At 66.0% G+C, this 22,138-nt stretch carries 17 protein-coding genes; 9 read left to right on the forward strand and 8 right to left on the reverse strand.

The window, feature by feature from the left end:
* Positions 1 to 2: 2 nt before the first annotated feature.
* Positions 3 to 1,457: an efflux transporter outer membrane subunit gene (locus GGR40_RS20455; protein ID WP_429278102.1), complete on the forward strand. Its 1,455-nt coding sequence runs from the start codon at positions 3 to 5 to the stop codon at positions 1,455 to 1,457.
* 227 nt (positions 1,458 to 1,684) lie between these two features.
* Positions 1,685 to 3,949: an NADP-dependent malic enzyme gene (locus tag GGR40_RS20460; protein ID WP_429278103.1), complete on the forward strand. Its 2,265-nt coding sequence runs from the start codon at positions 1,685 to 1,687 to the stop codon at positions 3,947 to 3,949.
* A gap of 71 nt (positions 3,950 to 4,020) precedes the next feature.
* On the opposite strand, the gene GGR40_RS20465 is transcribed toward GGR40_RS20460, so the two are convergent.
* From GGR40_RS20465 to GGR40_RS20480, 4 genes are read right to left on the reverse strand one after another with little or no spacing between them, the layout of a single operon-like run.
* Positions 4,021 to 5,091, reverse strand: coding sequence for an LLM class flavin-dependent oxidoreductase (locus GGR40_RS20465; protein ID WP_429278104.1), 1,071 nt, complete (start codon positions 5,089 to 5,091; stop codon positions 4,021 to 4,023).
* Positions 5,088 to 5,993 carry an aldo/keto reductase gene (locus GGR40_RS20470; protein WP_429278105.1) on the reverse strand — a complete coding sequence of 302 codons (906 nt, stop codon included), beginning with the start codon at positions 5,991 to 5,993 and terminating at the stop codon, positions 5,088 to 5,090. The genes GGR40_RS20465 and GGR40_RS20470 overlap by 4 nt, the downstream gene beginning before the upstream one ends.
* Positions 5,994 to 6,004: 11 nt before the next feature.
* Positions 6,005 to 7,021 (reverse strand): LacI family DNA-binding transcriptional regulator, encoded by a 1,017-nt coding sequence (locus GGR40_RS20475; protein ID WP_429278106.1) that lies wholly within the window; start codon positions 7,019 to 7,021, stop codon positions 6,005 to 6,007.
* The gene (locus tag GGR40_RS20480; protein WP_429278116.1) at positions 7,018 to 9,030 is read right to left on the reverse strand and encodes an alpha-glucosidase; all 2,013 of its coding nucleotides are present in this window, start codon (positions 9,028 to 9,030) and stop codon (positions 7,018 to 7,020) included. The genes GGR40_RS20475 and GGR40_RS20480 overlap by 4 nt, the downstream gene beginning before the upstream one ends.
* 188 nt (positions 9,031 to 9,218) lie before the next feature.
* Here GGR40_RS20480 and GGR40_RS20485 point away from each other — a divergent pair, with 188 nt between their 5' ends.
* Positions 9,219 to 11,504 (forward strand): TonB-dependent receptor, encoded by a 2,286-nt coding sequence (locus GGR40_RS20485; RefSeq protein WP_429278107.1) that lies wholly within the window; start codon positions 9,219 to 9,221, stop codon positions 11,502 to 11,504.
* Between the two features lie 96 nt (positions 11,505 to 11,600).
* Here the strand turns inward: GGR40_RS20485 and GGR40_RS20490 are convergent, their stop codons facing one another.
* Positions 11,601 to 12,848, reverse strand: coding sequence for an MFS transporter (locus GGR40_RS20490; RefSeq protein ID WP_429278108.1), 1,248 nt, complete (start codon positions 12,846 to 12,848; stop codon positions 11,601 to 11,603).
* Positions 12,849 to 13,042: 194 nt separating this feature from the next.
* Between GGR40_RS20490 and GGR40_RS20495 the strand changes: the two genes are divergently transcribed.
* On the forward strand, positions 13,043 to 14,101 hold the full coding sequence (locus tag GGR40_RS20495) for a YeiH family protein (protein ID WP_429278109.1): 1,059 nt from the start codon (positions 13,043 to 13,045) through the stop codon (positions 14,099 to 14,101).
* A 69-nt stretch (positions 14,102 to 14,170) separates the two neighbouring features.
* On the opposite strand, the gene ahpF is transcribed toward GGR40_RS20495, so the two are convergent.
* Positions 14,171 to 15,769, reverse strand: coding sequence for an alkyl hydroperoxide reductase subunit F (gene ahpF / locus GGR40_RS20500; RefSeq protein ID WP_429278110.1), 1,599 nt, complete (start codon positions 15,767 to 15,769; stop codon positions 14,171 to 14,173).
* 142 nt (positions 15,770 to 15,911) lie between these two features.
* Complete coding sequence (gene ahpC / locus GGR40_RS20505; RefSeq protein WP_429278111.1) at positions 15,912 to 16,478, reverse strand: alkyl hydroperoxide reductase subunit C; 567 nt, start codon at positions 16,476 to 16,478, stop codon at positions 15,912 to 15,914.
* 317 nt (positions 16,479 to 16,795) lie between these two features.
* Between ahpC and GGR40_RS20510 the strand changes: the two genes are divergently transcribed.
* Positions 16,796 to 17,581, forward strand: coding sequence for an FkbM family methyltransferase (locus GGR40_RS20510; protein ID WP_429278112.1), 786 nt, complete (start codon positions 16,796 to 16,798; stop codon positions 17,579 to 17,581).
* Positions 17,582 to 17,601: 20 nt separating this feature from the next.
* Here the strand turns inward: GGR40_RS20510 and GGR40_RS20515 are convergent, their stop codons facing one another.
* On the reverse strand, positions 17,602 to 18,204 hold the full coding sequence (locus GGR40_RS20515; protein ID WP_429278113.1) for a TlpA family protein disulfide reductase: 603 nt from the start codon (positions 18,202 to 18,204) through the stop codon (positions 17,602 to 17,604).
* A gap of 19 nt (positions 18,205 to 18,223) precedes the next feature.
* Between GGR40_RS20515 and argH the strand changes: the two genes are divergently transcribed.
* From argH to GGR40_RS20535, 4 genes are read left to right on the forward strand one after another with little or no spacing between them, the layout of a single operon-like run.
* Complete coding sequence (argH, locus tag GGR40_RS20520) at positions 18,224 to 19,597, forward strand: argininosuccinate lyase (RefSeq protein ID WP_429278117.1); 1,374 nt, start codon at positions 18,224 to 18,226, stop codon at positions 19,595 to 19,597.
* Between the two features lie 4 nt (positions 19,598 to 19,601).
* Entirely contained in the window at positions 19,602 to 19,916 is a 315-nt protein-coding gene (locus tag GGR40_RS20525) for a hypothetical protein (RefSeq protein ID WP_429278114.1), read from the forward strand.
* 8 nt (positions 19,917 to 19,924) lie between these two features.
* Positions 19,925 to 21,184, forward strand: coding sequence for a diaminopimelate decarboxylase (gene lysA, locus GGR40_RS20530; protein ID WP_429278115.1), 1,260 nt, complete (start codon positions 19,925 to 19,927; stop codon positions 21,182 to 21,184).
* A gap of 4 nt (positions 21,185 to 21,188) precedes the next feature.
* Entirely contained in the window at positions 21,189 to 21,983 is a 795-nt protein-coding gene (locus GGR40_RS20535; RefSeq protein ID WP_429278118.1) for a precorrin-2 dehydrogenase/sirohydrochlorin ferrochelatase family protein, read from the forward strand.
* The last annotated feature ends 155 nt before the right edge of the window (positions 21,984 to 22,138 follow it).

Below are 22,138 nucleotides of genomic sequence, written 5' to 3' on the forward strand. Positions count from 1 at the left end.
ACATGAAAAAGTCTATCCTTGTCCTGCTCGCCGGAACCACGCTGCTGGCCGGGTGCAACCTTGCTCCCAAGTACGAGCGGCCCACAGGCGCAGTGCCGGTGGCGCTGCCTCAGGGCGGCGTCTACCCCAGTGCGCCGACCGATGCCGTGGACGTCTCGCGTATCGGCTGGCGGGATTTCTTCCTCGATGACCGGCTGCGGCAGGTCATCGAGACGGGTCTTGCCAATAACCGCGACCTGCGCATCGCGGCGGGCAATGTGCAGCAGGCGCGGGCGCAGTACCGCGTCCAGCGCGCTGACCGCCTGCCGACGATCAACGGCACGGGCACCGTCACCAGCACCAACAACCTGTTCGGTGCAGGCGGCGCCACACCCGGCGGCACCAGCGGTACGCCCAGCCACATCGAGATCTACCAGGCATCGCTGGGCCTGTCGCAGTTCGAGCTGGACCTGTTCGGTCGCGTGGCCAACCTGTCCCGCGCTGCGCAGGAGCAGTTCTTCGCCAGCGAGGAAGCCCAGCGCACCGCCCGCATCAGCCTGATCGCGGAAATCGCCAATGCCTGGCTGACGATGGCGTCCGACAATGAACAGCTTCGTCTTTCTCGCGAGACGGCGAAGGCCTTCGAGCAGACGCTGAAGCTCACGCGTGAACAGTTCCGCGTCGGTGTCGGCTCGGAACTGGAAGTGCGTCAGGCAGAGGCCAGCTATCAGGGCGCGGTGAACGACATCGCCGCTCTGGAAACCAGCGTCGCGCGCGATCAGAACGCGCTCAACCTGCTGGCGGGCACCACTGTTCCGGCAGAGCAACTGCCGATGGGCCTTGGCACCACACCGCTGACCCGCGATGCGCTGCCGCAGGACATCTCGTCGCAAGTGCTGCTGCGCCGTCCCGACGTGCTGCAGGCCGAACACCTGCTCATTGCCGAGAACGCCAACATCGGTGCCGCGCGCGCCGCCTTCTTCCCGACGATCTCGCTGACCGGCACGCTGGGCACGCTGAGCACAGCGTTGTCCGGTTTGTTCAAGGACGGCACTTACGTCTACAACGCGGTGGGTACGGGCACTTTGCCGCTGTTCGATTTCGGGCGGCGCAAGGGCAACCTGGATTACGCCAAGGCATCGCAGCAGGTCGCGGTCGCAACGTATGAGAAGGCCGTGCAGACTGCGTTCCGCGAAGTGTCGGACGCTTTGGCCCAGCGTGGCCGCATCGGCGACCAGATCCGCGCGCAGAGCACCCGCGCAGAGGCGGCAGGCGTGGCGGCAAAGCTGTCGGATGCGCGGTTCCGGTCGGGCGTGGACTCGTTCCTCACCACTCTGGATGCGCAGCGCACGGCCTATGGCGCGCAGCAGCAGCTGGTCACCGCCCGCCTGACGCAGGCAAGCAACCTGGTCGAGCTGTACCGCTCGCTAGGCGGCGGTCTGGAAGACACCACGCCCGTGGGCACCACGCAGCCGTAACTACCGGTTCCCCGCTCTCTCTGCGCCAGAGGGCGGGGCGATACTCCCCGACTGATGCGTTTTTTGCCGGGCCGGTTGCGGGGCGCGGGACGTCCGCAGTTATTTGCGCGATCATCCGTGACGAAGTGTGTTTTCAGGTCCGATTTCGCGCTCATGGCACTCGACACGGGCGCACGAACCGTGTTGGGGAGGCAGCGTATCTGGAAGAACACGCACGGGACGATAACATGGACGAGACGCTGCGCCGCGCCGCTTTGGATTACCACCGCCTGCCCCGGCCCGGCAAGCTGACCATCGAGCCGACCAAGCGTATGGTCAACCAGCGCGACCTTGCGCTGGCATATTCCCCCGGCGTCGCCGTCCCTTGCGTGGAAATCGCCGAAGATCCCGCCAAGGCGCTGGACTATACCGCGCGCGGCAACCTCGTCGCCGTGATCTCGAACGGCACCGCCGTGCTCGGCCTCGGCGCAATCGGCGCGCTGGCATCGAAGCCGGTGATGGAAGGCAAGGCCGTCCTGTTCAAGAAGTTCGCCGACATCGACGTCTTCGACATCGAGGTGGACACCACCGACGCCGACAAGTTCATCGAGGCGGTAGCCCTGCTGGAGCCGACCTTCGGCGGCATCAACCTTGAAGACATCAAGGCGCCCGAGTGCTTCTACATCGAAGCCGAGCTGAAGAAGCGCATGAACATTCCGGTGTTCCATGACGACCAGCACGGCACCGCTATCGTCGTGGCCGCCGCCGTGCGCAACGCGCTGGTGCTGCAGGGTCGCACGCTGGCCGACGCCAAGCTGGTGACGTCGGGTGCGGGCGCGGCGGCGCTGGCCTGCGTCGATCTGCTCGTCTCGATGGGCCTGCCGATCGAGAACGTCACGCTGACCGACAAGGATGGCGTGATCCATTCGGGCCGCGAAGGCATGCTGCCCAACATGGCGCGCTATGCCCGCGACACCAACGCCCGCTCGCTGCCGGACGTGCTGCCCGGCGCCACCGTCTTCCTGGGCCTGTCCGCGCCGGGCGTGCTGAAGCCCGAATGGCTGCCGCTGATGGGCGACAAGCCGCTGATCTTCGCGCTGGCCAACCCGGAGCCGGAAATCCGCCCCGAAGCCGCGCGCGAAGTGCGCCCCGACGCGATCATCGCCACCGGCCGCTCGGATTATCCCAATCAGGTCAACAACGTCCTGTGCTTCCCCTACATCTTCCGCGGTGCGCTGGACGCGGGCGCGACGCAGATCAACGAAGCGATGAAGGCCGCGGCGGCAGAGGCGATTGCGGCTCTTGCCCGGATGCCCGCGCATGACAGCGTCGCGCAGGCCTATGGCGGGCGCAAGCTGGTGTTCGGCCCCGAATACATCATTCCCACCCCGTTCGACCCGCGCCTGATCGTCGAGATCGCGGGCGCCGTCGCTCGGGCGGCGATGGATTCGGGCGTGGCGACCCGGACGCTCGACATCGCCGAGTACAAGCGCTCTCTGGCGAACATGAACACCCGCTCGGGCCAGCTCATGCTGCCGGTCTATCAGGCCGCGCGCGGCGCGATGAAGCGCGTCGCCTATGGCGAGGGCGAGGACGAGCGCGTGCTGCGCGCGGTGCAGGATGCGCTGGACGAAGGCATGGTGCGCCCGACGTTGGTGGGCCGCCGCCGCATCCTTGAACAGAAGCTGCCCGACCTCGGCCTGTCGTTCAAACTGGGCGAGGACGTCGATGTCGTCGATCCCGAGACCGACCATGACCTTTTCGGTGAACTGGTCGCGGCCTACGGTGCCATCGCCAGCCGCAAGGGCGTTCCTACTGCCGAAGTGCTGCGCCACACCTATCGCCGCCCCACCGTGACTGCCGCGATGCTGCTGCGTACCGGTAAGGTCGATGCGGCGCTGGTCGGCGGCAATTCGGAATACTGGGGCCAGATCGAACACGTCCTGCGCATCATCGACCGCGCGCCCGACGTGAAGCGCGTCTACGCACTGTCGGGCCTGATCCTCGATGCGGGTGTGCTGTTCCTGACGGACACGCACATGGTGCCCGATCCCACGCCCGAACAGATCGCCGAGATGACTGTGCTGGCCGCCGACGCAGTGCGCCGGTTCGGCCTGGACCCGAAGGTGGCGCTGCTGTCGCACTCCAACTTCGGCTCGTCCAACAGCCCCAGCGCGCGCAAGATGCGCAGCGCGGGCAAGCTGGTCCGCAGGATCGCGCCGGAACTGAAGGTCGATGGCGAAATGCACGCCGACGCAGCGCTCAGCCAGGCGCTGCGCGACAAGCTGGTGCCCGATTCCTGTTTCGAGGGCGCGGCGAACCTGCTGGTGATGCCGAACCTGGATGCGGCCAACATCACGCTGACTGCGCTGTCCGCATCGTCCAGCTCGCCCACGGTCGGGCCGATGCTGCTGGGCCTGTCGCAGCCGATCCACGTCCTGACGCCGGGCGTGACCGCGCGCGGCATCCTGAACCTGACCAGCATCGCCGTCTGCGCCGCCGACGGCCACTGATACGAAAAAGGGGAGGGGGCCTTTCCAGCCCTCCTCCCCTTCCTGCGACCCGATGGGATCGGGATTAGTGTTCACAACGTCAGCGGCGCGTGGTTCATCTGCGGCAGCACGTGGCGCGAAAACAGGTCGGCTTCCGCCGCGTGCGGGTAGCCCGACAGGATGAAGGCATCGATCCCTTCGGCCTGATACGCGCGCAGCTTCGCCAGTACCTGATCGGGGTTGCCGACGATGGCGGCGCCGCAGCCCGAACGCGCACGGCCGATGCCGGTCCACAGGTTATCCTCCACGAAGCCGTCGCCGCCCGCCGCAGAGCGCAACTCCGCCTGCCGGGTAACGCCGACGCTGGCGCTGTCGAGCGACTTGCGCCGGATTTCCTCGCCGGCGGCATCGTCCAGCTTGGACAGCAGGCGGTCGGCATAAGTGCGCGCCTCGTCCTCGGTCTCGCGCACGATGACGTGGGCGCGATAGCCGAACTTCAGCGTGCGGCCATGCCTCGCGGCACGCGCGGTCATATCGGCGATGGTTTCGCGCACCTTGTCCATCGTGTCCGGCCACATCAGGTAGACGTCGCAGCCCTGCGCCGCCGCTTCGCGCGCGTCTTCTGACAGACCGCCGAAGTAGAGCGGCGGGCATTGTCCCGAAACCGTGCCGATGCGCGGTGGGGCGAGGTCGAGGTCATAGAACTCGCCCTGATACTTCAGGTGCTGGCCCGACAGCATGATCTTGAGGATCTGCATCACCTCCAGCGTGCGCTGGTAGCGTTCGCGGCTGCCCAGCTTTTCTCCCGGCAGGTCGGAGGAGATGATGTTCACCGTCAGCCGCCCGCCCAGAATGCGGTCCAGCGTGGCGATGCGGCGGGCGAGCTGCGGCGGCCAGTCCTCTCCCATGCGCACCGCCCAGAGCAGGCGGATCTTTTCCACCAGCGGGGCAATGGCTCCGGCGAACATCGTCGTGTCGATGCCCAGCGCATAGCCGGACGGCAGCAGGATGTTGTCGAACCCGCCCTTTTCCGCCTGCAGCACGATGTTGCGGCAATGCTCCCAGCTGGACGCCAGTGCGGGATCGGGCTGGCCGAGGAACTCGTAGTCATCGTCGCACAGCGCCGAAAACCAGCTGACTTCGCATGTTTTGGTATTGGTCACGGCAGCGGTTCTCCCTTCGATGCGACCAGCACGGCGTACCAGTTGGCGCGGGTCCAGCGGACCTTGAGCGCGTCGGCGGCCTCGGCGATGCGTTCGGCCTTCTGCGACCCGACGATGGGGATGACGCGCGCGGGGTGCGCCATGATCCAGCTGTAGGCCGCGGCGGTGCGCGATACGCCGAACTCCTCACCGGCGGCGTCGAGCAGCGCGGCAACGGCGCGGGTGCGCGCGTCCGCAGGCTCGGCGATACGGCCACCGCCCAGCGGCGACCATGCCAGCACCGCCATGTCCATCGCGATCGCCTGATCCAGTTCGCCGTTCTCGATCGGGGCAAGCCGCAGGGGCGAGAGTTCGGGCTGGGTGGAGACGATCGGCAGGTCCACGAACTGCTGCAGCGTGGCGATCTGGCTGGTGGTAAAATTGGATACGCCCAGGCTGCGGATCTTGCCGGCCTTGTGCGCCGCTTCGACGGCCTTTGCGATTTCCGCCGGGTGGGTGAGGATGTCGGGACGGTGGATCTGCCACAGCTCGACGCTGTCGATGCCGAGGCGAGTGAGCGAGGCGTCGATCGCGCCGGTCAGGTATTCGGCGCTGGAATCGTAGGGCAGCGGGGGCATGATGCCGCCCTTGGTGGCGATCACCAGCCGGTCGCGCAGGCCCGGTTCGCTGGCGAGCGCCTTGCCCAGCAGCACTTCCGCATCGCCGAAGCCGCCATTGCCGTCGAAGCCATAGATGTCGGCAGTGTCGATGAAGTCGATCCCCGCATCCAGCGCGGCGTGCAGCAGGCGCACCGCGTCGGCGGGTTCACCCGCCATGCGCCAGTTGCCCCAGGCTAGGGCGGAGACTTCTATGCCGCTCTTGCCCAGCGGGCGTCGGGCGGCGGGGGCGGGAAGATAGGTCATGGGCTGTCCTGTCAGGAAAGAAGGTCGGGGTTGATGCGGGCGACCGAGGCGCGCTCGATCAGGTCGTGGGGGAGGCGGCGGTGCGTGGCCTGCGCGCCGTCGAGGAGAAGCTGCGTTGCCGCCAGCGCCAGTTCGCGCATGGGCTGGCGGATGGTGGTCAACTGCGGCCAGACCATCCGCGCCACCATCGTGTCGTCGAAGCCGACCACGGAAAGATGCTCGGGCACGTTGAGGCCGATGTCGTGCGCCACGGACAGGACGCCGGCGGCCATGTCGTCGTTGCTGGCGAAGATCGCGGTCGGGCGGCGCTTCATGTCCAGCAGATACCGGGCCGCCGCCGCGCCGCTTTCGAAGTCGAACGCTCCGGGCACCACCAGCGCCGGTTCGAAGGCGAGCCCGGCGCGGTCCAGCGCGCGGCGATAGCCGAACAGGCGCTCCTCCGATGCCATGTGGTTGGCGTGGCCCTTGATGAAGCCGATGTGACGGTGGCCGCGCGCGATCAGGTGGCTGGTCATGTCGTCGGCCGCCTGCGCATCGTCCATGAAGACCGAGGAGGTGAGCGCATGGTTCGTCCCCGGAGAGATCCGCACGAACGGGATGTCCATGCCCTCCAGCGCCTTCAGCACCGGCACGCAATCGGTCACCGGGGAAGACAGCACCACGCCGTCTACATGGGTTTCGGTGATGAGGCCGCGCACCTGCTCCCCCACCATCGGGTCGGCCACGTCAACCGGCTGGGCGAGCAGGCGCGAGCTTGCCTGCTGGCACGCCTCCCAGCAGCCCATCTGGATCTGGTTCATGTAGTAGGGGCTGTGATTGTCGTAGATCAGCGCGATCTGGCCGGACTTGGTGCCCGCCAGGATGCGCGCGGCGATGCTGGGGCGAAAGCCCAGTTCCTGCATCGCCTTTTCCACCCTCTCACGGGTGTCCGTGCTGACGTAGCGGTGCCCGTTCAGCACCCGGCTGACGGTCTTGATCGACACGCCCGCCAGTGCGGAGACGTCCTTGATATTGGACCGTTCGCTCATGCGCTCTCCTGCAAGGAGGCGAACAGAGGGGCGAACGGGCTGTCCGGCAGGTAGAAAACGGGCGGCTGCCCGTAAGGCGCAGCCACCGTGTGGGTGCCGGGCGCGAAGTCCGTGCCGGTCCACAGGTGCCGCCATGGCGTGTCTCCGGGCAGGATCACGGTGCGGGACCGGGCATCGGCCTGCACGATGGGGGCGACCAGCATGTCTGCGCCGTAGAGGTACTGGTCCTGCACGGCGAACAGCGCCTCTTCGTAATAATGCAGGAACAGCGGGCGCTGCACCGGCAGGCCGCTGGTCACCGCCTCGTCGCTGAGGTGGCGCACGTAGGGTGCCAGCGCCTTGTGCACGCGCGACATGGCGGCGAAATGCGCCAGCAGTTCCGGGCTGGAATCGATCTGCAGGTTGTCGTCCGGGCGGTTGCCTTCGTGACTGCGCATCACCGGCGAGAATGCACCCAGTTCGCACCAGCGCATGATGAGGTCGGCGGTGCGCACGTTGCCGTGCAGGCTGGTGTAGCCGCCGACGTCGCTGTGCGAATAGGCGTTGCCCACCAGCCCCGCCGACAGCGCGGCGGTCAGGACCGTGCCGATCCCGTCGTGCCGGGTGAAGTCCACCGACTGGTCGCCCGCCCACAGCAGCGGGCAATGCGCCTGCACGCCCGAGAACCCGGCGCGCATGAAGAACACCGCCTCGCCCGTCTTGCCGCGCGACGCCACGGCCTGCGCGTTCGCTTCGGCCCAGAGTACCGGCCAGCGGTTGTGCATCAGCATCGGATCGCTGCCGTCATGAAGCCGAAGGTCCACCGGCAGGTATTCGCCGAAGTCCGCCATCCAGCCGGAGAGGCCGAAATCGAGCATCTCTCGCCCGATCACGCGCTCTGCGAACCAGTCCATCGCGGCGGGGTTGGTGAAGTCCACCACGCCGCAGTCGAACTCGCCGAAATCGACCAGGTACACCGCGTCGCTGTCCTGCCGCAGCGCCAGATAGCCCAGCGCCTCGGCTTCGGCATATTGCGTGCCGTCGTTGGCGAGGTAGGGGTTCACATAGCCCAGGAAGCGCACGCCCCTGTCGGCCAGCGCGGCGATGCGGGCGGGGAGGGCGGGGTAGCGCGCCTCGTTCCACGACCAGTCCCAGAACAGGCGGCGCCCGAAGCTGGTCTGGCGAATGCCGATCCAGTCCTCGCACCACAGGCCGGACACCTCCGCGCCCGCTTCCAGCATCGCATCGAGCCGGGCGAAGCTGTTGTCCCCGTCCTTCAGGCCGACCACGGCGCCGCTGATCGCCCAGTCGGGCAAGGCAGGCTGGCGACCGAAACGGGTGCTGAGCTGTCCCACGAGTTCCGGCAGGTCGTCCGCTGCAAAGAACTCCAGCGAGAACGCGCCTTCCCACACTTCGATCCGGTGGCGCGCGCGGTCGGTGAAATCGAGCACGGAATAGGCGGTGCTGCCCAGATGGCAGGCCCACAGCGTGGAGGTCAGGAAGGTCGGTTGGGGGTAGTTGGTCCACCAGTAGTCGCCGCCGGCCATGCCGTTCTGGTCCATCAGGCGGGTGAGTTCGGTGGACTTGTCCCGCCCGACGCCCGGCTCGCTGGTCCAGATCGGGAAGCGGCGGCCCGACAGGTCGAGGTAGCTCATCTGCTCCCCGCCGCCCCAGACATGCTCGTCCGGCTGTGCCGCCAGATCGATCCATACGCGGTCATGGGCGGGGTCCAGCACCGCCACGTCCAGCGCATTGCCGTTGATCGAAAGGCGCAGCATTGGCGCGCTTCCGGCGCTGGCGGACAGAAGCAGGCCGTCGCCGTCGGCCTGCGCGAAGCCCAGCTCCACCCGGTCCGTCGGCGCGTCCTCGATGGCGAAGTTGCCGCGCACCATCTTCACGTCGGGCGCGCCGCGCGCCACCGCGCAGGCAGGCCCGGCGGGGGAACCGCGCAGGACGGCGCGCCCGGCCAGAGTGCAGGCAAAGCCGTCTTCGTGAATATCGAACGTCAGCGCCACGTGTCCCGATCCCATCAGCATGGTCTTGTGGCTATCGCGCAGCACATGCGACGCCACTGTCCTGTCCCTATGTGACAACGGTTGACAGAAATATCCCGGCCAATCAAGTAGGGGCGCAACCGACAGGACAACCTGAGGTTTCGAAGACCCGGTCTCATCGGATTCAGGAGGGGAGAATCATGGTTTCCGCACAAGGTAGTCGTATGCTCGGGCGCGTTGCGCTGGGCCTTTCGGTGTCCGCGTCCGCGCTGCTGGCAGCGGCAACGCCCGCCCACGCGCAGGTCGAGGAAATCGTCGTCACCGCCCAGAAGGTGCAGCAGAACGTCCAGGACGTGCCGATCGCCATCAGCGCCGTCACCGGCGAGGCGTTCCAGCGCTCGGGCGCGAAAAGCCTTGAGGACATCACCAGCATCGTGCCTTCGGTGACCTTCCGCAAGGGCACCACCAACGCCAACAGCGCCATCGTGATGCGCGGCGTGGGAACGATCAGCTTCTCGATCGCGGCGGAACCCAGCGTGTCCACCGTCGTCGATGGCGTGGTGCTCAGCCGGTCGGGCCAGTCGTTCCTCGACCTCGTCGATTTCGAGCGGCTCGAGGTGCTGCGCGGGCCGCAGGGCACGCTGTTCGGCAAGAACGCGTCGGCGGGCCTCGTCAACATCGTTTCCAAGGGCGGCACCGACCACTTCGAGGCCGAGGCCAACGTGTCCGGCACCACGGACGACGAGTACCGCACCCGCCTGACCCTCTCCGGCCCCATCGCCGAGAACCTGACCGGCCGCCTGACCGGCTTCTACGGAAACTTCGACGGCAACATCAGGAACACCTATCACGACAGGACCGTCAACGGTTACGAGCATTACGGTGCGCGCGGCGTGGTGGACTATGACGCGGGCGGCAGCCGCCTGCGCCTGATCGCGGATTACTTCAGGGCCAACGACGATTGCTGCGCCGAAGTGACCGGCGTTTCGCGCGGGGCCGTAATCGATGGAGAACTGGGCATCGTGCCGCGCGGCGAAGACACCCGCGATGTCAACCAGAACCTCGTCACCCGCTCGCTGGACCGCCAGTACAGCTTCACGATGAGCGCCGACATCGACACCTTTGCGGACCACACGTTCAGCATCGTCACCGGATACCGCAACTGGAAGAACACCGAGATCCGCGACGGCGATTTCCTGCCGCGCGCCATCGTCGGCACGCCGCAGCTGCACGATCGCGGCACGGTGGAGACCGACCAGGTTTCCGCCGAAGTCCGCCTTGCCTCGCCGCAGGATCAGGCGCTGACGTATCAGGTCGGCGGCTTCCTGTGGTATTCCAAGAACACGCAGGACTTCACCCGCGCCGACGTGACCTGTGCCACGTCCACCTCGCCGCTCGACCCGGCAACCGGCGCTCGGCCCTGCAACCTGTCGGACACGGTCAACACGCTGTTCCCCACCGCAACCTCGCGCAGCGACGTGTCGTTCCGCAACTGGGCGGTCTTCGGGCAGGCGACTTATGCCTTCACCCCGGCTCTGCGCCTGACGCTGGGTGGCCGTTTTACGCATGACGACGTCAGCTACGTCCACACCCGCGCACCTGCGGTCAATGCGACCACGGGCCTTCCGGCCACCGGCGCCGGTCTTTCGGGCGTAGGCGCGGGCGGCACCATCGCCGGCGGCGGCAACGGCACCAACACCTCGCGCGGAAGCACCAGCGCCGACAACTTCTCGGGCAAGGCGGTGCTGCAGTACGACGTCGTGGACGACGTGATGCTCTATGGCAGCTACACCCGTGGCTACAAGGGCCCGGCGTTCAACGTGTTCTTCAACCACGTCGCGCCGACCAACTCGACGCCGATCGACCCCGAAAAGTCGGACAGCTTCGAAGTGGGCTTCAAGAGCCAGTTCCTGGATCGCATGGTGCAGCTGAATGCAGCGGCGTTTCTGGTCGATTACAAGGGGTTCCAGGCGAACAACTTCGTGCTGCTGAACGGCGCCGTGGTCACCAACCTGACCAATGCGGGCACCGTGCGGTCCAAGGGCTTCGAAGCCGACCTGACCGTTGCGCTGACCGAAGGGCTGACCCTGCGCGCCAACGCTGCCTATGCGGATGCGAAGGTTCGCCGCTTCAACCCGAACCCGCTGACCAACGCGCCTGACGCGCGCGACGGCACCCGCCTGCCGCTGGCGCCCAAGTTCAGCTACACCATCGGCGCCGATTACGATGTGCCCGTCGGCCCGGTGAAGCTGTACCTGTCCAGCGACTGGCACCATGTGTCGAAGCAGTTCTCGGACCTTGGCGAAAGCGGGCCGATCGACGCCTACGGCATCTGGAACGCTAGCGTCGGCGTGTCTGACGCCGAGGACAGGTATCGCCTGACGTTCATGGTGCGCAACATCCTGGATGACAGCTACGTGCTGCTCAACACCACGGCCGGCCAGCGCCTGATGATCCCGCGCGATGCCGATCGCTACGCGGGCCTCAACCTGCGCGCGCGCTTCCAGTAAGGCTCATCCTCCCCCGGTCCTGCCGGGGAGGGAGCTTTTCCGAAGAATGGTGGGGGGCACCGGTGAGGCCCCCGAACTCCTCCCCCGGAAATCAGTTCAGTCCGCCGCCGTCAGCTTTGGCTGCATCAGGTGGATGAACCCCGTCGCCACCAGATAGGCCGACCCGCAGATCACGAACAGCGGCGCGTAGCCGAGGCCCGTGGCCAGCGACCATCCGGCGAATTCGATGATGCCGGTCCCCGTCAGGTTTCCCGCCACCGCGCCCAGTGCGATCACAGTGGCCATGTGGCGGGCAGGCACGATCTCGGTCGCCATGCCGAAGATGTTGGTCGAAAACCCCTGATGCGCGAACAGGCCCAGCCCGATGCACACTGCCGCCACCCATGGGTTGCTCGCCAGTAGTGCCAGCGGCATCGCCAGCACGATCAGCGCATAGGCCAGCATCGACCCTTTGCGCGCGGCGTTCATCGACGCGCCGCGCAGCAGCAGTGCCGGATAGAGTGCGCCTGAACTGATCGCGCCCAGTGCCGCCAGCGCGAAGATCACCGCGATCGGCCAGCCCAGCTCGCCTTGCCCCAGATCGAACCGGCGGGCGAAGAAGTCCGGCGTCCAGAACAGCACGAACCACCAGACGAGGTCGGTGAAGGCCTTCGCGCCGATCACCGTCCAGCTGCGCCGGTCCGAGAGGATCGCGCTCCACTCGACTTTCGCGCGCGTACTGGCTGCCTGCCCGGATACCGGTGCCAGCCTGGCCGTGTTCAGCCGCCACGCCACCAGCCACACCAGCCCCAGTGCGCCGGTTACAAGGAACGCGGCCTTCCACCCGAATGCCAGCGCGAAGGGCGGGATGATGAGCGGAGTGAGGATCGCGCCGATGTTGGGCGCGGTGTTGATGATGCCGATGCCAACCGAGCGGCGCGCGGCAGGTAGGTAGATCGCCGCCGATTTCATCGCTGCAGGGGTGTTCACCGATTCCGCCGTTGCCAGCACGGCGCGCGCGATGACGAACTGCTGCACACTGGCCGCCAGCGCGTGGGCCATGCCGGCAAGGCTCCACACCGCCACCGCAAGGCCGTATGCAAAGCGCACGCCGAACCGGTCGACGAACCAGCCCACGCCCAGCAGCGATGCCGCCGCCGCCAGCTGAAAGATGGAGCCGAGATGCGCGAACTGCCGGTCATCCCACTGGAATTCCGCCACCAGCATCGGTTTAAGCAGGGCCAGCACCTGCCGGTCCACATAGTTCAGCGCCGTCGCGAAAAAGATCAGCGCGATCAGTACGTTCTGCGTGCGGATTGCGGCCCGGTCCGGGGGCGACTCCGGTGTCGGCTGGTGGATGGTCATCACGCTCTCCCTATCCCGCCGTTCGTCCAGCGGCAATTCGCCATCGCCCTTCTCCGCAAAGCGCTTGCTCCATCGCGGGCATGGTCATAGAAGTGGATATGACAGCGCAGGACAGACGGCAAGCGCCTTCGTCCTGACCGCGCAACGCCACGCACCCTCGCAGGAAAGAAGGGTGCGGCGAAAGGACGGGACCAGTGAGCGCAGACCACGCAGGCGATCTTTACGGCGAGATGTTCCTGGCCCAGCCGGAAGCGCCTGCCCGCCGCATCGACATATGGAAGACCCTGTGGCCCGGCCTTGCCATCTGCGCCATCGCCAGCATCGCCGCCGCCTGGCTGTCCGAGCATTACGGCGCGCCGATCATCCTCATGGGGCTGCTGATCGGACTGTCGCTGAACTTCGTGACGAGCGAGGCGCGCACGCACCCGGGTCTCGACTTCGCATCCAAGGCGTGCCTGCGCTGGGGCATCGTGGTGCTGGGCACGCAAGTGACCGTGGCGCAGATCACGGCGCTGGGGCCGGTGCCGTTCCTGGCGCTGTTGATGGTCATGGCCGCCGCCATGGCCGCTGCACTGGGGGTGGCGCGCATCACCGGCGCCACGACCGCGATCGGCATTCTGGCGGGTGGCGCCACGGCGATCTGCGGGGCCTCCGCCGCGCTGGCGCTGTTCGGGGTGCTGGGGGCGAAGCGGATCAGCCAAGCGCAGTTCGCGCTGACGCTGGTGGTCATATCGATGGCCAGCGCCATCGCCATGTCATTCTATCCGCCACTGGCCGGCCTGATGCATCTGGACGACCGGCAGGCGGGCTTCCTGATCGGGGCATCGATCCACGACGTAGCGCAGGCGATCGGCGGCGGTTATGCCTATTCCGACATCGCGGGCAGCTATGCCACCATCGTCAAGCTATCGCGCGTGGCGCTGCTGGCGCCGATCGTGGCGGTTGTCTCGCTGATCTATGCAGACGAGGAGGCAGGCCAGCGGCACTGGATCCGCAAACTTGCGATGCCCTGGTTTATTACCCTGTTTCTGGCCATGGTTGTCGTCAATTCACTGGTGACCATCCCCGCCTTCGTGGTTCACCTGAACCTGACCCTGTCGAAGGCGCTGCTGTTGCTGGCGGTCACGGCGACGGCGATGCGATCGCGCCTTGATCTGGTGATGCAGATGGGGTGGAAAGCGGCGATGCCGGTGGTGGCAGCGACGATGGCTTCGCTGGTGGTCGCCACGGCCTTCAGCGTGCTGATCCTGTAACCGTGCAACGAGATGCGGGCGGGAATCTTGCGATCCCCACCCGCCTCTCATTTTCAACCGTCTGGCAGTTCAGGCAGCCTGCGCAGCCTGGGCGATCTCTTCCGGAGCCTCGTTGCGGATCAGGTAGTCGAACGCGGACAGCGCCGCCTTGGAGCCTTCGCCCATGGCGATGATGATCTGCTTGTAGGGCACCGTGGTAACGTCGCCCGCCGCGAAGATGCCGGGCAGGTTGGTCGCCGCCTTCTCGTCGATCACGATCTCGCCGCGGCCCGTCAGTTTCACGCCGCTGTCCTTCAGCCATTCGGTGTTGGGCACCAGACCGATCTGGACGAACACGCCTTCCAGTTCGACCTTGCGCTCTTCGCCCGAATTGCGGTCCTTGTAGACCAGCGCGTTGACCTTTTCGCCGTCGCCCTCGACCTCGGTAGTCTGGGCGCTGGTGAAGATGTCGACGTTCTTCATCGACGCCAGCTTGTCGACCAGAACCTGATCGGCGCGCAGCTTCGAATCGAACTCGATCAGGGTCACATGGCCGACGATGTTGGCAAGGTCGATCGCCGCTTCGACGCCCGAATTGCCGCCGCCGATCACCGCCACGCGCTTGCCCTTGAACAGCGGGCCATCGCAGTGCGGGCAGTAGGCCACGCCCTTGTTCTTGTATTCGGCCTCGCCGGGCACACCCAGGTTCCGCCATCGGGCACCGGTGGTGAGGATCAGGCTGCGAGCCTTGAGCGAGGCGCCGTTGGCGAACACGACTTCGTGATAGCCACCCACGTCGCTGGCCGGGATCAGCTTCTCGGCGCGCTGCAGGTTCATAACGTCGATATCGTACTCACCCACATGCGCCTCTAGCGCGGCGGACAGCTTGGGGCCTTCGGTGTAGGGGACCGAGATGAAGTTCTCGATACCCATGGTGTCCTGCACCTGGCCGCCGAAACGCTCCGCCGCGATACCAGTGCTGAAGCCCTTGCGCGCGGTGTAGACCGATGCGGCGGCACCAGCGGGGCCACCGCCGACCACGAGCACCTCGAAAGGCTTCTTTTCGGCCAGCCTGGCGGCGGCCTTGGCGTCGGCGCCGGTGTCGAGCTTGCCGAGGATCTCCTCGATGCTCATCTTGCCCGAACCCCACATCTGGTCGTTCAGGAAGACGGCGGGCACGGCCATCACGCCGCGCTCCTCGACCTCGGCCTGGAACGTGCCGCCTTCGATCAGCGTCACGTCGGCGTGCGGATTGTTAAGCGCGATCAGCGTCAGCGCCTGCACCACGTCGGGGCAGTTGTGGCAGGAAAGCGAGAAGTACATCTCGAACGTCAGGCTGCCTTCCAGCGCCTTTGCCTGTTCGATGACTTCGTCCGAGACCTTGGGCGGATGGCCACCGGTCCACAGCAGGGCAAGGACGAGGGAGGTGAATTCATGGCCGAGCGGCAGCCCTGCGAAGCGCACCCAGGCGCTGGCGTCGCTGGCGCGGCGGATGATAAAGCTGGGGCGGCGCGCATCGTCGCCGTCGAAAGTGGCTGTGACCTTGTCCGAGAGCGAGGCGATGGTCTCAAGCAGCTCGCGGGTCTCGGTGGACTTCACATCGTCGCCCAGCGAGGCGACCAGCTCGATCGGCTCGCGCAGCATGGCGAGGTATTGCGAGAGCTGTTGCTTCAGGTTGGCGTCGAGCATGTCTTTGGTCCTTTAGATTTCGTTGTGAACGGGGCGGCCCGGGATCCGGTTCCGCGGAGGGCGCACAGAGGTGCGGCTCCGGGGAGAGGGAGCCCCGGGGCCGCACACCGTCAGTACGCGACCCTAAAGGTTCGCGAGGGTCTTAGAGCTTGCCGACGAGGTCGAGCGAGGGAGCGAGGGTTTCCGAACCTTCTTCCCACTTGGCAGGGCAGACCTGGCCGGGGTGCTCACGCCAGTACTTGGCAGCCTTGATCTTGCGGACGAGTTCGGTGGCGTTGCGGCCCACGCCCTCGGGGGTGATTTCGACCAGCTGGATCACGCCGTCCGGATCGACCACGAAGGTTGCGCGGTCTGCCAGGCCGACGCCTTCGCGCAGCACGCCGAAGTTGTTGGTCAGGGCGTGGTTCTGGTCACCCAGGAACGCGTACTTGATCTTGCCGATCTTGTCCGAAGTGTCGTGCCATGCCTTGTGGCTGAAGTGCGTGTCGGTCGAAACGCCGTACACTTCGACGCCGAGGCCCTGGAGCGTCTCGTACTGCTCACCCAGATCTTCCAGCTCGGTCGGGCACACGAAGGTGAAGTCCGCCGGGTAGAAGAAGAACACGGCCCACTTGCCCGCGATGTCCTTTTCGGAGACGTCGAAGAAGTCCTTGCCGGCCTGGAAGGCGGTGTTGGTGAACGGCTTGATGGTGCTGCCGACGATACCCATGGATGTATGCTCCCTCAGATGGGTGGTTGAAACTGTCGAGGAGGGAGATAGGCCGGGGGTGTGACGATTTGTAGCGCCTTCATCCGATTGGTCTCATCGGATCGTTCGATCAATGGGCGACGGATTGTGCGATTGCGTCGATGAGACGTTCATTGCAATGTAAATCCCTGCCAGATCGGCATGCGCTGATAAATAGCAGGATAGAAAGGCGCCTCTAATAGCGATAGGACGAGGATATTAACGTCTTGTCACGACCCTTCGATAAGATACCATGACCGAGTCTCAACATGCTGCGGCTGGGATGAGGATAAGAATACATGATCGGCAATATATCGAAGTTGGCAGATCGTATCACCGGGTCAATTAACCGGCGCATATTTCGTCCTTCCATCATAGTTGAAGAAGTAGCTGGCCTGACTCGGCTGGGGTCTGTCTACGGTGGATGGACCATAAAGGATGCGCAAGATCTGGTCGGTTGCGTGGCTATTAGTTGCGGGCTTGGAGAAGACGCCAGCTTCGATGTCGAATTCGCCGCCCGTTATGGCGCCGACATGGTCCTGGTGGACCCGACCCCCCGATCAGTCACGCATTACGACCAGCTTGTGGCCCACGTCGGCCAGAGCGCGAGCACGGCATATGTAAAAGGCGGGTGTCAACCGGTCGAGGCCTATGACATGTCCGCCATTCGTCCCGAACAATTGAGGCTCGAACCAAAGGCGTTGTGGATCGACGAGGAGCCGGTGCGCTTCTACAAGCCCGCCAATCCGGCCCACGTGAGCCATTCCGTATGTTTCGGCGCCGAAGAGGAAAACGCCGACTACATTCTTGTCCCCACCGTCACGCTGGCCGGCCTTCTGGCAAACCTGCCGCAGGACCGGTTCGCGCTGCTCAAGATGGACATCGAGGGCGCGGAAACGGAGATCCTGTCGTCAATCGCGCAATGGCCCGTTCTGCCACGCCAGCTCCTAGTCGAATTCGACGTCCTGCGCAGCGCCAACGCGCAAAGCAAAGCGCAGGTCGAGCGTATCGACGCACTGCTGCGCTCTCAGGGCTACGCCTGCTGCCATTTCGACGGGGAGCGAAACTACCTCTATCTGCGCTAGGTGGTTATCTGGATTTCCGCTTACTTCGCTTCCGAGATCAGCTTCAGCGCCTCGGGCGAGGTCCAGTCGTTGCCGCCGGTGTAGCGCCAGACTTCCTTGCCCTGCCTGTCGAACAGGATCGTCACCGGCAGGTTGCCGCCGTACTGGAAGCCGAGGTCGCCCTGTTCGTCGACCCAGGGCTGGATCTGCTCCAGTTCGCGGCGGCGCAGGATTTCCACCACCTTGTCAGTTTGACCCATGTCCTGCGAGATCGGCAGGATAGTCACGCCCAACTCCTGTTCGCGGTCGATCAGCTTGTTGAGCGTGGGCATTTCCGCGATGCACGGCGCGCACCAGGTGGCCCACAGGTTGACCAGCAGCGGCTTGCCCTTGAACGAGGACAGTTCCAGGCTCTCACCGGTGTTGTCGACCAGGCTTACGGTCGGCATCGGCTCGCCCTTGTGCGAACGGTCCAGCTTTCCGCCGGCTTCGGGCGGCTGGGCGGGACCGGCCTGCGATGCTTCTTCCGAAGGCGCCGGTTGCGCGTCCTTGTTCCCTTTACTATCGCAGCCCGCGACCACGAGGGCGGACGCCCCGGCCAGCGAACACAGGACAAGCGACTTGAGCGAACGGGAAGACAGCAAGGTGGCAGGCTCCAACCAGATGTGGGGCGGACGGTTCGCACAGGGACCGTCGGCGATCATGCGCGAGATAAACGCCTCGATTCCCTTCGACAAGGCATTGTGGCGTCAGGACATCGCCGCCAGCAAGGCCCATGTCGCGATGCTGGGCGCCTGCGGCATCGTTTCGGACGCCGATGCGGTGACCATCCGTGACGGTCTGGACGCCGTTGCCGCGGAGTACGAAGCCAGCGGCGTGCCCGAGGACTGGGATCTCGAAGACATCCACATGACCACCGAATCGCGGCTGGCGCAGCTGATCGGCCCTGTCGCCGGTCGCCTGCACACCGCCCGTTCGCGCAACGATCAGGTTGCCACCGATTTCCGCCTGTGGGTGCGCGATGCGATGGATCAGGCCGACGCCGGGCTTCAGGCGCTGCAAGTGGCGCTCGTCACTCGCGCCGGAGAGCATGCCGAATCGATCATGCCCGGCTTCACCCACCTGCAGACCGCGCAGCCGGTCACGCTGGGCCACCATCTGATGGCCTATTACGAGATGATCGGCCGCGACCGTTCGCGCTTCGCCGATGCGCGCAAGCGCATGAACCGCAGCCCGCTGGGTTCGGCGGCGCTGGCGGGAACCGGCTTCCCCATCGACCGGCTGATGACCGCGCAGGCGCTGGGCTTCGAATCGCCGACCGACAACAGCCTCGATTCGGTGTCCGACCGCGACTTTGCGCTCGACTACCTGATGGCCGCCAGCCAGTGTGCGCTGCACCTGTCGCGGCTGGCCGAGGAGTTCATCATCTGGGCCAGCCAGCCCTTCGGCTTCGTGGCGCTGCCCGATGCGCTGTCCACCGGCAGCTCGATCATGCCGCAGAAGAAGAACCCCGACGCCGCCGAACTGGTGCGCGGCCACTCGGGGCGCATCTCCGGCTGCCTGATGAGCCTGATGATGACCATGAAGGGCCTGCCGCTCGCCTATTCCAAGGACATGCAGGACGACAAGCCGCCCGTCTTCGAGGCTGCCGGCCTGCTGGCGCTGTCGATCGCGGCGATGACCGGCATGGTCGCCGATACCCGGTTCCGGACCGATCGCATGCGCGCCGCCGCCGAACTGGGCTTTGCCACCGCCACGGACCTTGCCGACTGGCTGGTGCGCCAGGCCGACATCCCCTTCCGTGAAGCGCACCACATCACCGGCGCTGCCGTGAAGCTGGCCGAACAGCGCGGCGTGGCGCTGGACAAGCTGCCGCTGGAAGACCTGAAAGAGATCGACAGCCGCATCGACGAGCGCGTATTCAAGGCGCTCTCGGTCGAGGCTTCGGTCGCCGCGCGCAATTCGCATGGCGGCACCGCGCCCGAACAGGTGCGCCTGCGCGTGGCCGATGCGCGTGCCGTGCTGGGTCTGGAGTAAGTCGATGAAGAAGGCCGTTGTCGCTCTGCTGGTTCTGACGCTTGCTGCATGCGGGCAGAAATCGGCGCTCGGCCTGAAACCGGGGCAGCAGCTTCCCCCAGCGCCTTACGGGCGAGCCGACAAGCCGGGATCGGCGGAACTGCTGACCACGCCCACCATCGCCATCCCGGAACGCAGCGTCGAACTGCGGACACGTTCGGAACAACGGCAGGACGACCCGTTCGACCTGCCGCCGCCCGAAGCGCCCCAGCCGACGCCCCAATCAACGGCCCAGTCAACGCCGGCGCCTGACACTGCCGCCAGCGGCCAGCCCGAGTAAGAATTTCCATGGATCATTTTGCAATCGCAGGCGGCGCCATCAACGCCGAACAGGTGCCGCTGGCCGAAATCGCCCGCGAAGTCGGCACGCCCGTCTACGTCTATTCGCGCGCCACGCTGTCGCGCCACGCCCGTGTCTTCCGCGAAGCCCTGTCGGCACTGCCCAGCGTCCACATCGCCTTCGCGGTGAAGTCCAACCCAAACCTTGCCGTGCTGCGCCTGCTGGCCAACGAAGGCTATGGGGCCGACGTCGTCTCCGAAGGTGAGATGAACCGCGCGCTGGCGGCGGGGATGAAGGCGCAGGACATCGTGTTCTCCGGCGTTGGCAAGACCCGCATCGAATTGATCGCCGCCGTTCGCGCCGGGATCGGCCAATTCAACCTCGAAAGCGAGGAGGAGGGCATGGAGCTTTCCGAAATCGCAGTGCAGCAGGGTGCGAAGGCCACCTGCACCCTGCGCGTCAATCCGGACGTCGACGCGCGCACGCACGCCAAGATTTCCACCGGCAAGGCGGAAAACAAGTTCGGCGTCGCCTACGACCGCGCCACCGGCATCTACGAGCGCCTTTCCGCCCTGCCGGGGCTTGAGATGCGCGGCCTTGCCGTCCACATCGGCAGCCAGATCAGCGACCTTGAACCCTCGCGGCAGGCGTTCATCAAGATGGGCGCGCTGATGCAGGCGCTGCGGTCGCAGGGGCTGACGGTCACGCACATGGACCTCGGCGGTGGCCTCGGTGTGCCCTACAAGGCGACAGACGACCTGCCGACGCCTGCCGACTATGGCCGCATGGTGGCCGAAGTGGCGCGGAACTGGGGCGTCACCCTGATGTTCGAGCCGGGCCGCGTCATCACCGGCAATTCCGGCGTCCTCGTGACCGAAGTGGTCCGCGTGAAGCAGGGCACCATCAACCCGTGGATCGTCGTCGATGCGGCGATGAACGACCTTGCCCGCCCGGCGATGTACGATGCATGGCATGATTTTGCCGCCGTCGCGCCCACCGGCGAGACGATGACCGCGAACATCGTCGGCCCGATCTGCGAAAGCTCGGACACGTTCGCGATGGCGCGTGACATCGACGTGGTGAAGGCGGGCGATCTGGCGATCTTCCGCACCGCGGGTGCCTATGGTGCGACGATGGCTAACACCTACAACAGCCGCGCGCTGGTGCCCGAAGTGATGGTGGACGGCGACAGGTGGGCGCTCGTCGCCAATCGCATCGATCCGGCCACGATCCTCGCCGCCGAGCAGGTGCCGGACTGGCTGGACTGACCCGCTGATGGACATGCTCCCCCTCTTCCTCCGCATTTCCGGTCGTCCGGTGGTCGTGCTGGGCGAAGGGGCGGCGGCAGAGGCCAAGCGGCGGCTGGTCGAACGGGCAGGGGCGGTGGTTTACACCGACCTGGCAGAAGGCGCGGCGGCAGGTGCAAGGCTGGCCTTCATCGTCCACGACGATGAAGCGCAGGCGAATGCCGACGTCGCGCTGGCCCGCCGGGCAGGGATGCTGGTCAATGCCACTGACCGTCCGGCGCTATGCGATTTCACCGTGCCCTCGATCCTGGACCGGTCGCCAGTGCTGGTTGCGGTGGGGACCGGGGGCGCCTCCGCCGGACTGGCCAAGCAGTTGCGACTGCGGCTGGAAGCGCTGCTGCCTCAATCGCTGGGTGCCTTGGCCGAGGCGTTGCAGAACGCGCGCGCGGCCTTGCGTGAACGGTTTCCCGATGCCGGCGACCGACGCCGCGCACTGGATGCGGCGCTGACGACGGGGGGAATGCTCGATCCGCTTGTCGCGCACAGCGCAGGCCATGTCGCGGCATGGCTGGAAGGCGCTACTCCCGACAAGGCCGAACGGGTTCACATCACCCTACGCACCGATGATCCTGATGACCTCACCTTGCGCGAAGCCCGCTTGCTTGGCGCGGCGGATGTGGTGATCCACGACCCGCTGATCCCCAAAGCCATCCTTGCCCGCGCCCGCGCCGACGCGCACCGCTACTCGTTGAAGGAGCCCGCCCCGGCCGCCGGATTGACGGTGGTTCTGGAAAGAGCCCAGGGCCGGATCGATGGCTGAGGCTGCCGCTTTCGTCCGCTCTTAGAACAGGTGCTCGGTAGAGAGTAGGTCTGGAAGGGTTGGAGGCTGTGTGAAAACGCGTTGATGTGCTATGTTTCGGGCCTGCTTGGGAGGCGTGAGATGGGGCGTTTCATCGAGGGTTGTGATCGGCGGGA

Origin of the sequence: Novosphingobium gossypii, from assembly GCF_050433305.1 — a bacterium.
Taxonomy (GTDB): domain Bacteria; phylum Pseudomonadota; class Alphaproteobacteria; order Sphingomonadales; family Sphingomonadaceae; genus Novosphingobium; species Novosphingobium gossypii.

Bases quoted from the DNA above. Each gene is read 5' to 3' on its own strand.
- GGR40_RS20455 (WP_429278102.1), top strand. From the start codon at position 3: ATGAAAAAGTCTATCCTTGTCCTGCTCGCCGGAACCACGCTGCTGGCC.
- GGR40_RS20460 (WP_429278103.1), top strand. From the start codon at position 1,685: ATGGACGAGACGCTGCGCCGCGCCGCTTTGGATTACCACCGCCTGCCC.
- GGR40_RS20470 (WP_429278105.1), bottom strand. From the start codon at position 5,993: ATGACCTATCTTCCCGCCCCCGCCGCCCGACGCCCGCTGGGCAAGAGC.
- GGR40_RS20475 (WP_429278106.1), bottom strand. From the start codon at position 7,021: ATGAGCGAACGGTCCAATATCAAGGACGTCTCCGCACTGGCGGGCGTG.
- GGR40_RS20480 (WP_429278116.1), bottom strand. From the start codon at position 9,030: ATGGGATCGGGACACGTGGCGCTGACGTTCGATATTCACGAAGACGGC.
- GGR40_RS20485 (WP_429278107.1), top strand. From the start codon at position 9,219: ATGCTCGGGCGCGTTGCGCTGGGCCTTTCGGTGTCCGCGTCCGCGCTG.
- GGR40_RS20490 (WP_429278108.1), bottom strand. From the start codon at position 12,848: ATGACCATCCACCAGCCGACACCGGAGTCGCCCCCGGACCGGGCCGCA.
- ahpF (WP_429278110.1), bottom strand. From the start codon at position 15,769: ATGCTCGACGCCAACCTGAAGCAACAGCTCTCGCAATACCTCGCCATG.
- ahpC (WP_429278111.1), bottom strand. From the start codon at position 16,478: ATGGGTATCGTCGGCAGCACCATCAAGCCGTTCACCAACACCGCCTTC.
- GGR40_RS20510 (WP_429278112.1), top strand. From the start codon at position 16,796: ATGATCGGCAATATATCGAAGTTGGCAGATCGTATCACCGGGTCAATT.
- argH (WP_429278117.1), top strand. From the start codon at position 18,224: ATGTGGGGCGGACGGTTCGCACAGGGACCGTCGGCGATCATGCGCGAG.
- GGR40_RS20525 (WP_429278114.1), top strand. From the start codon at position 19,602: ATGAAGAAGGCCGTTGTCGCTCTGCTGGTTCTGACGCTTGCTGCATGC.
- lysA (WP_429278115.1), top strand. From the start codon at position 19,925: ATGGATCATTTTGCAATCGCAGGCGGCGCCATCAACGCCGAACAGGTG.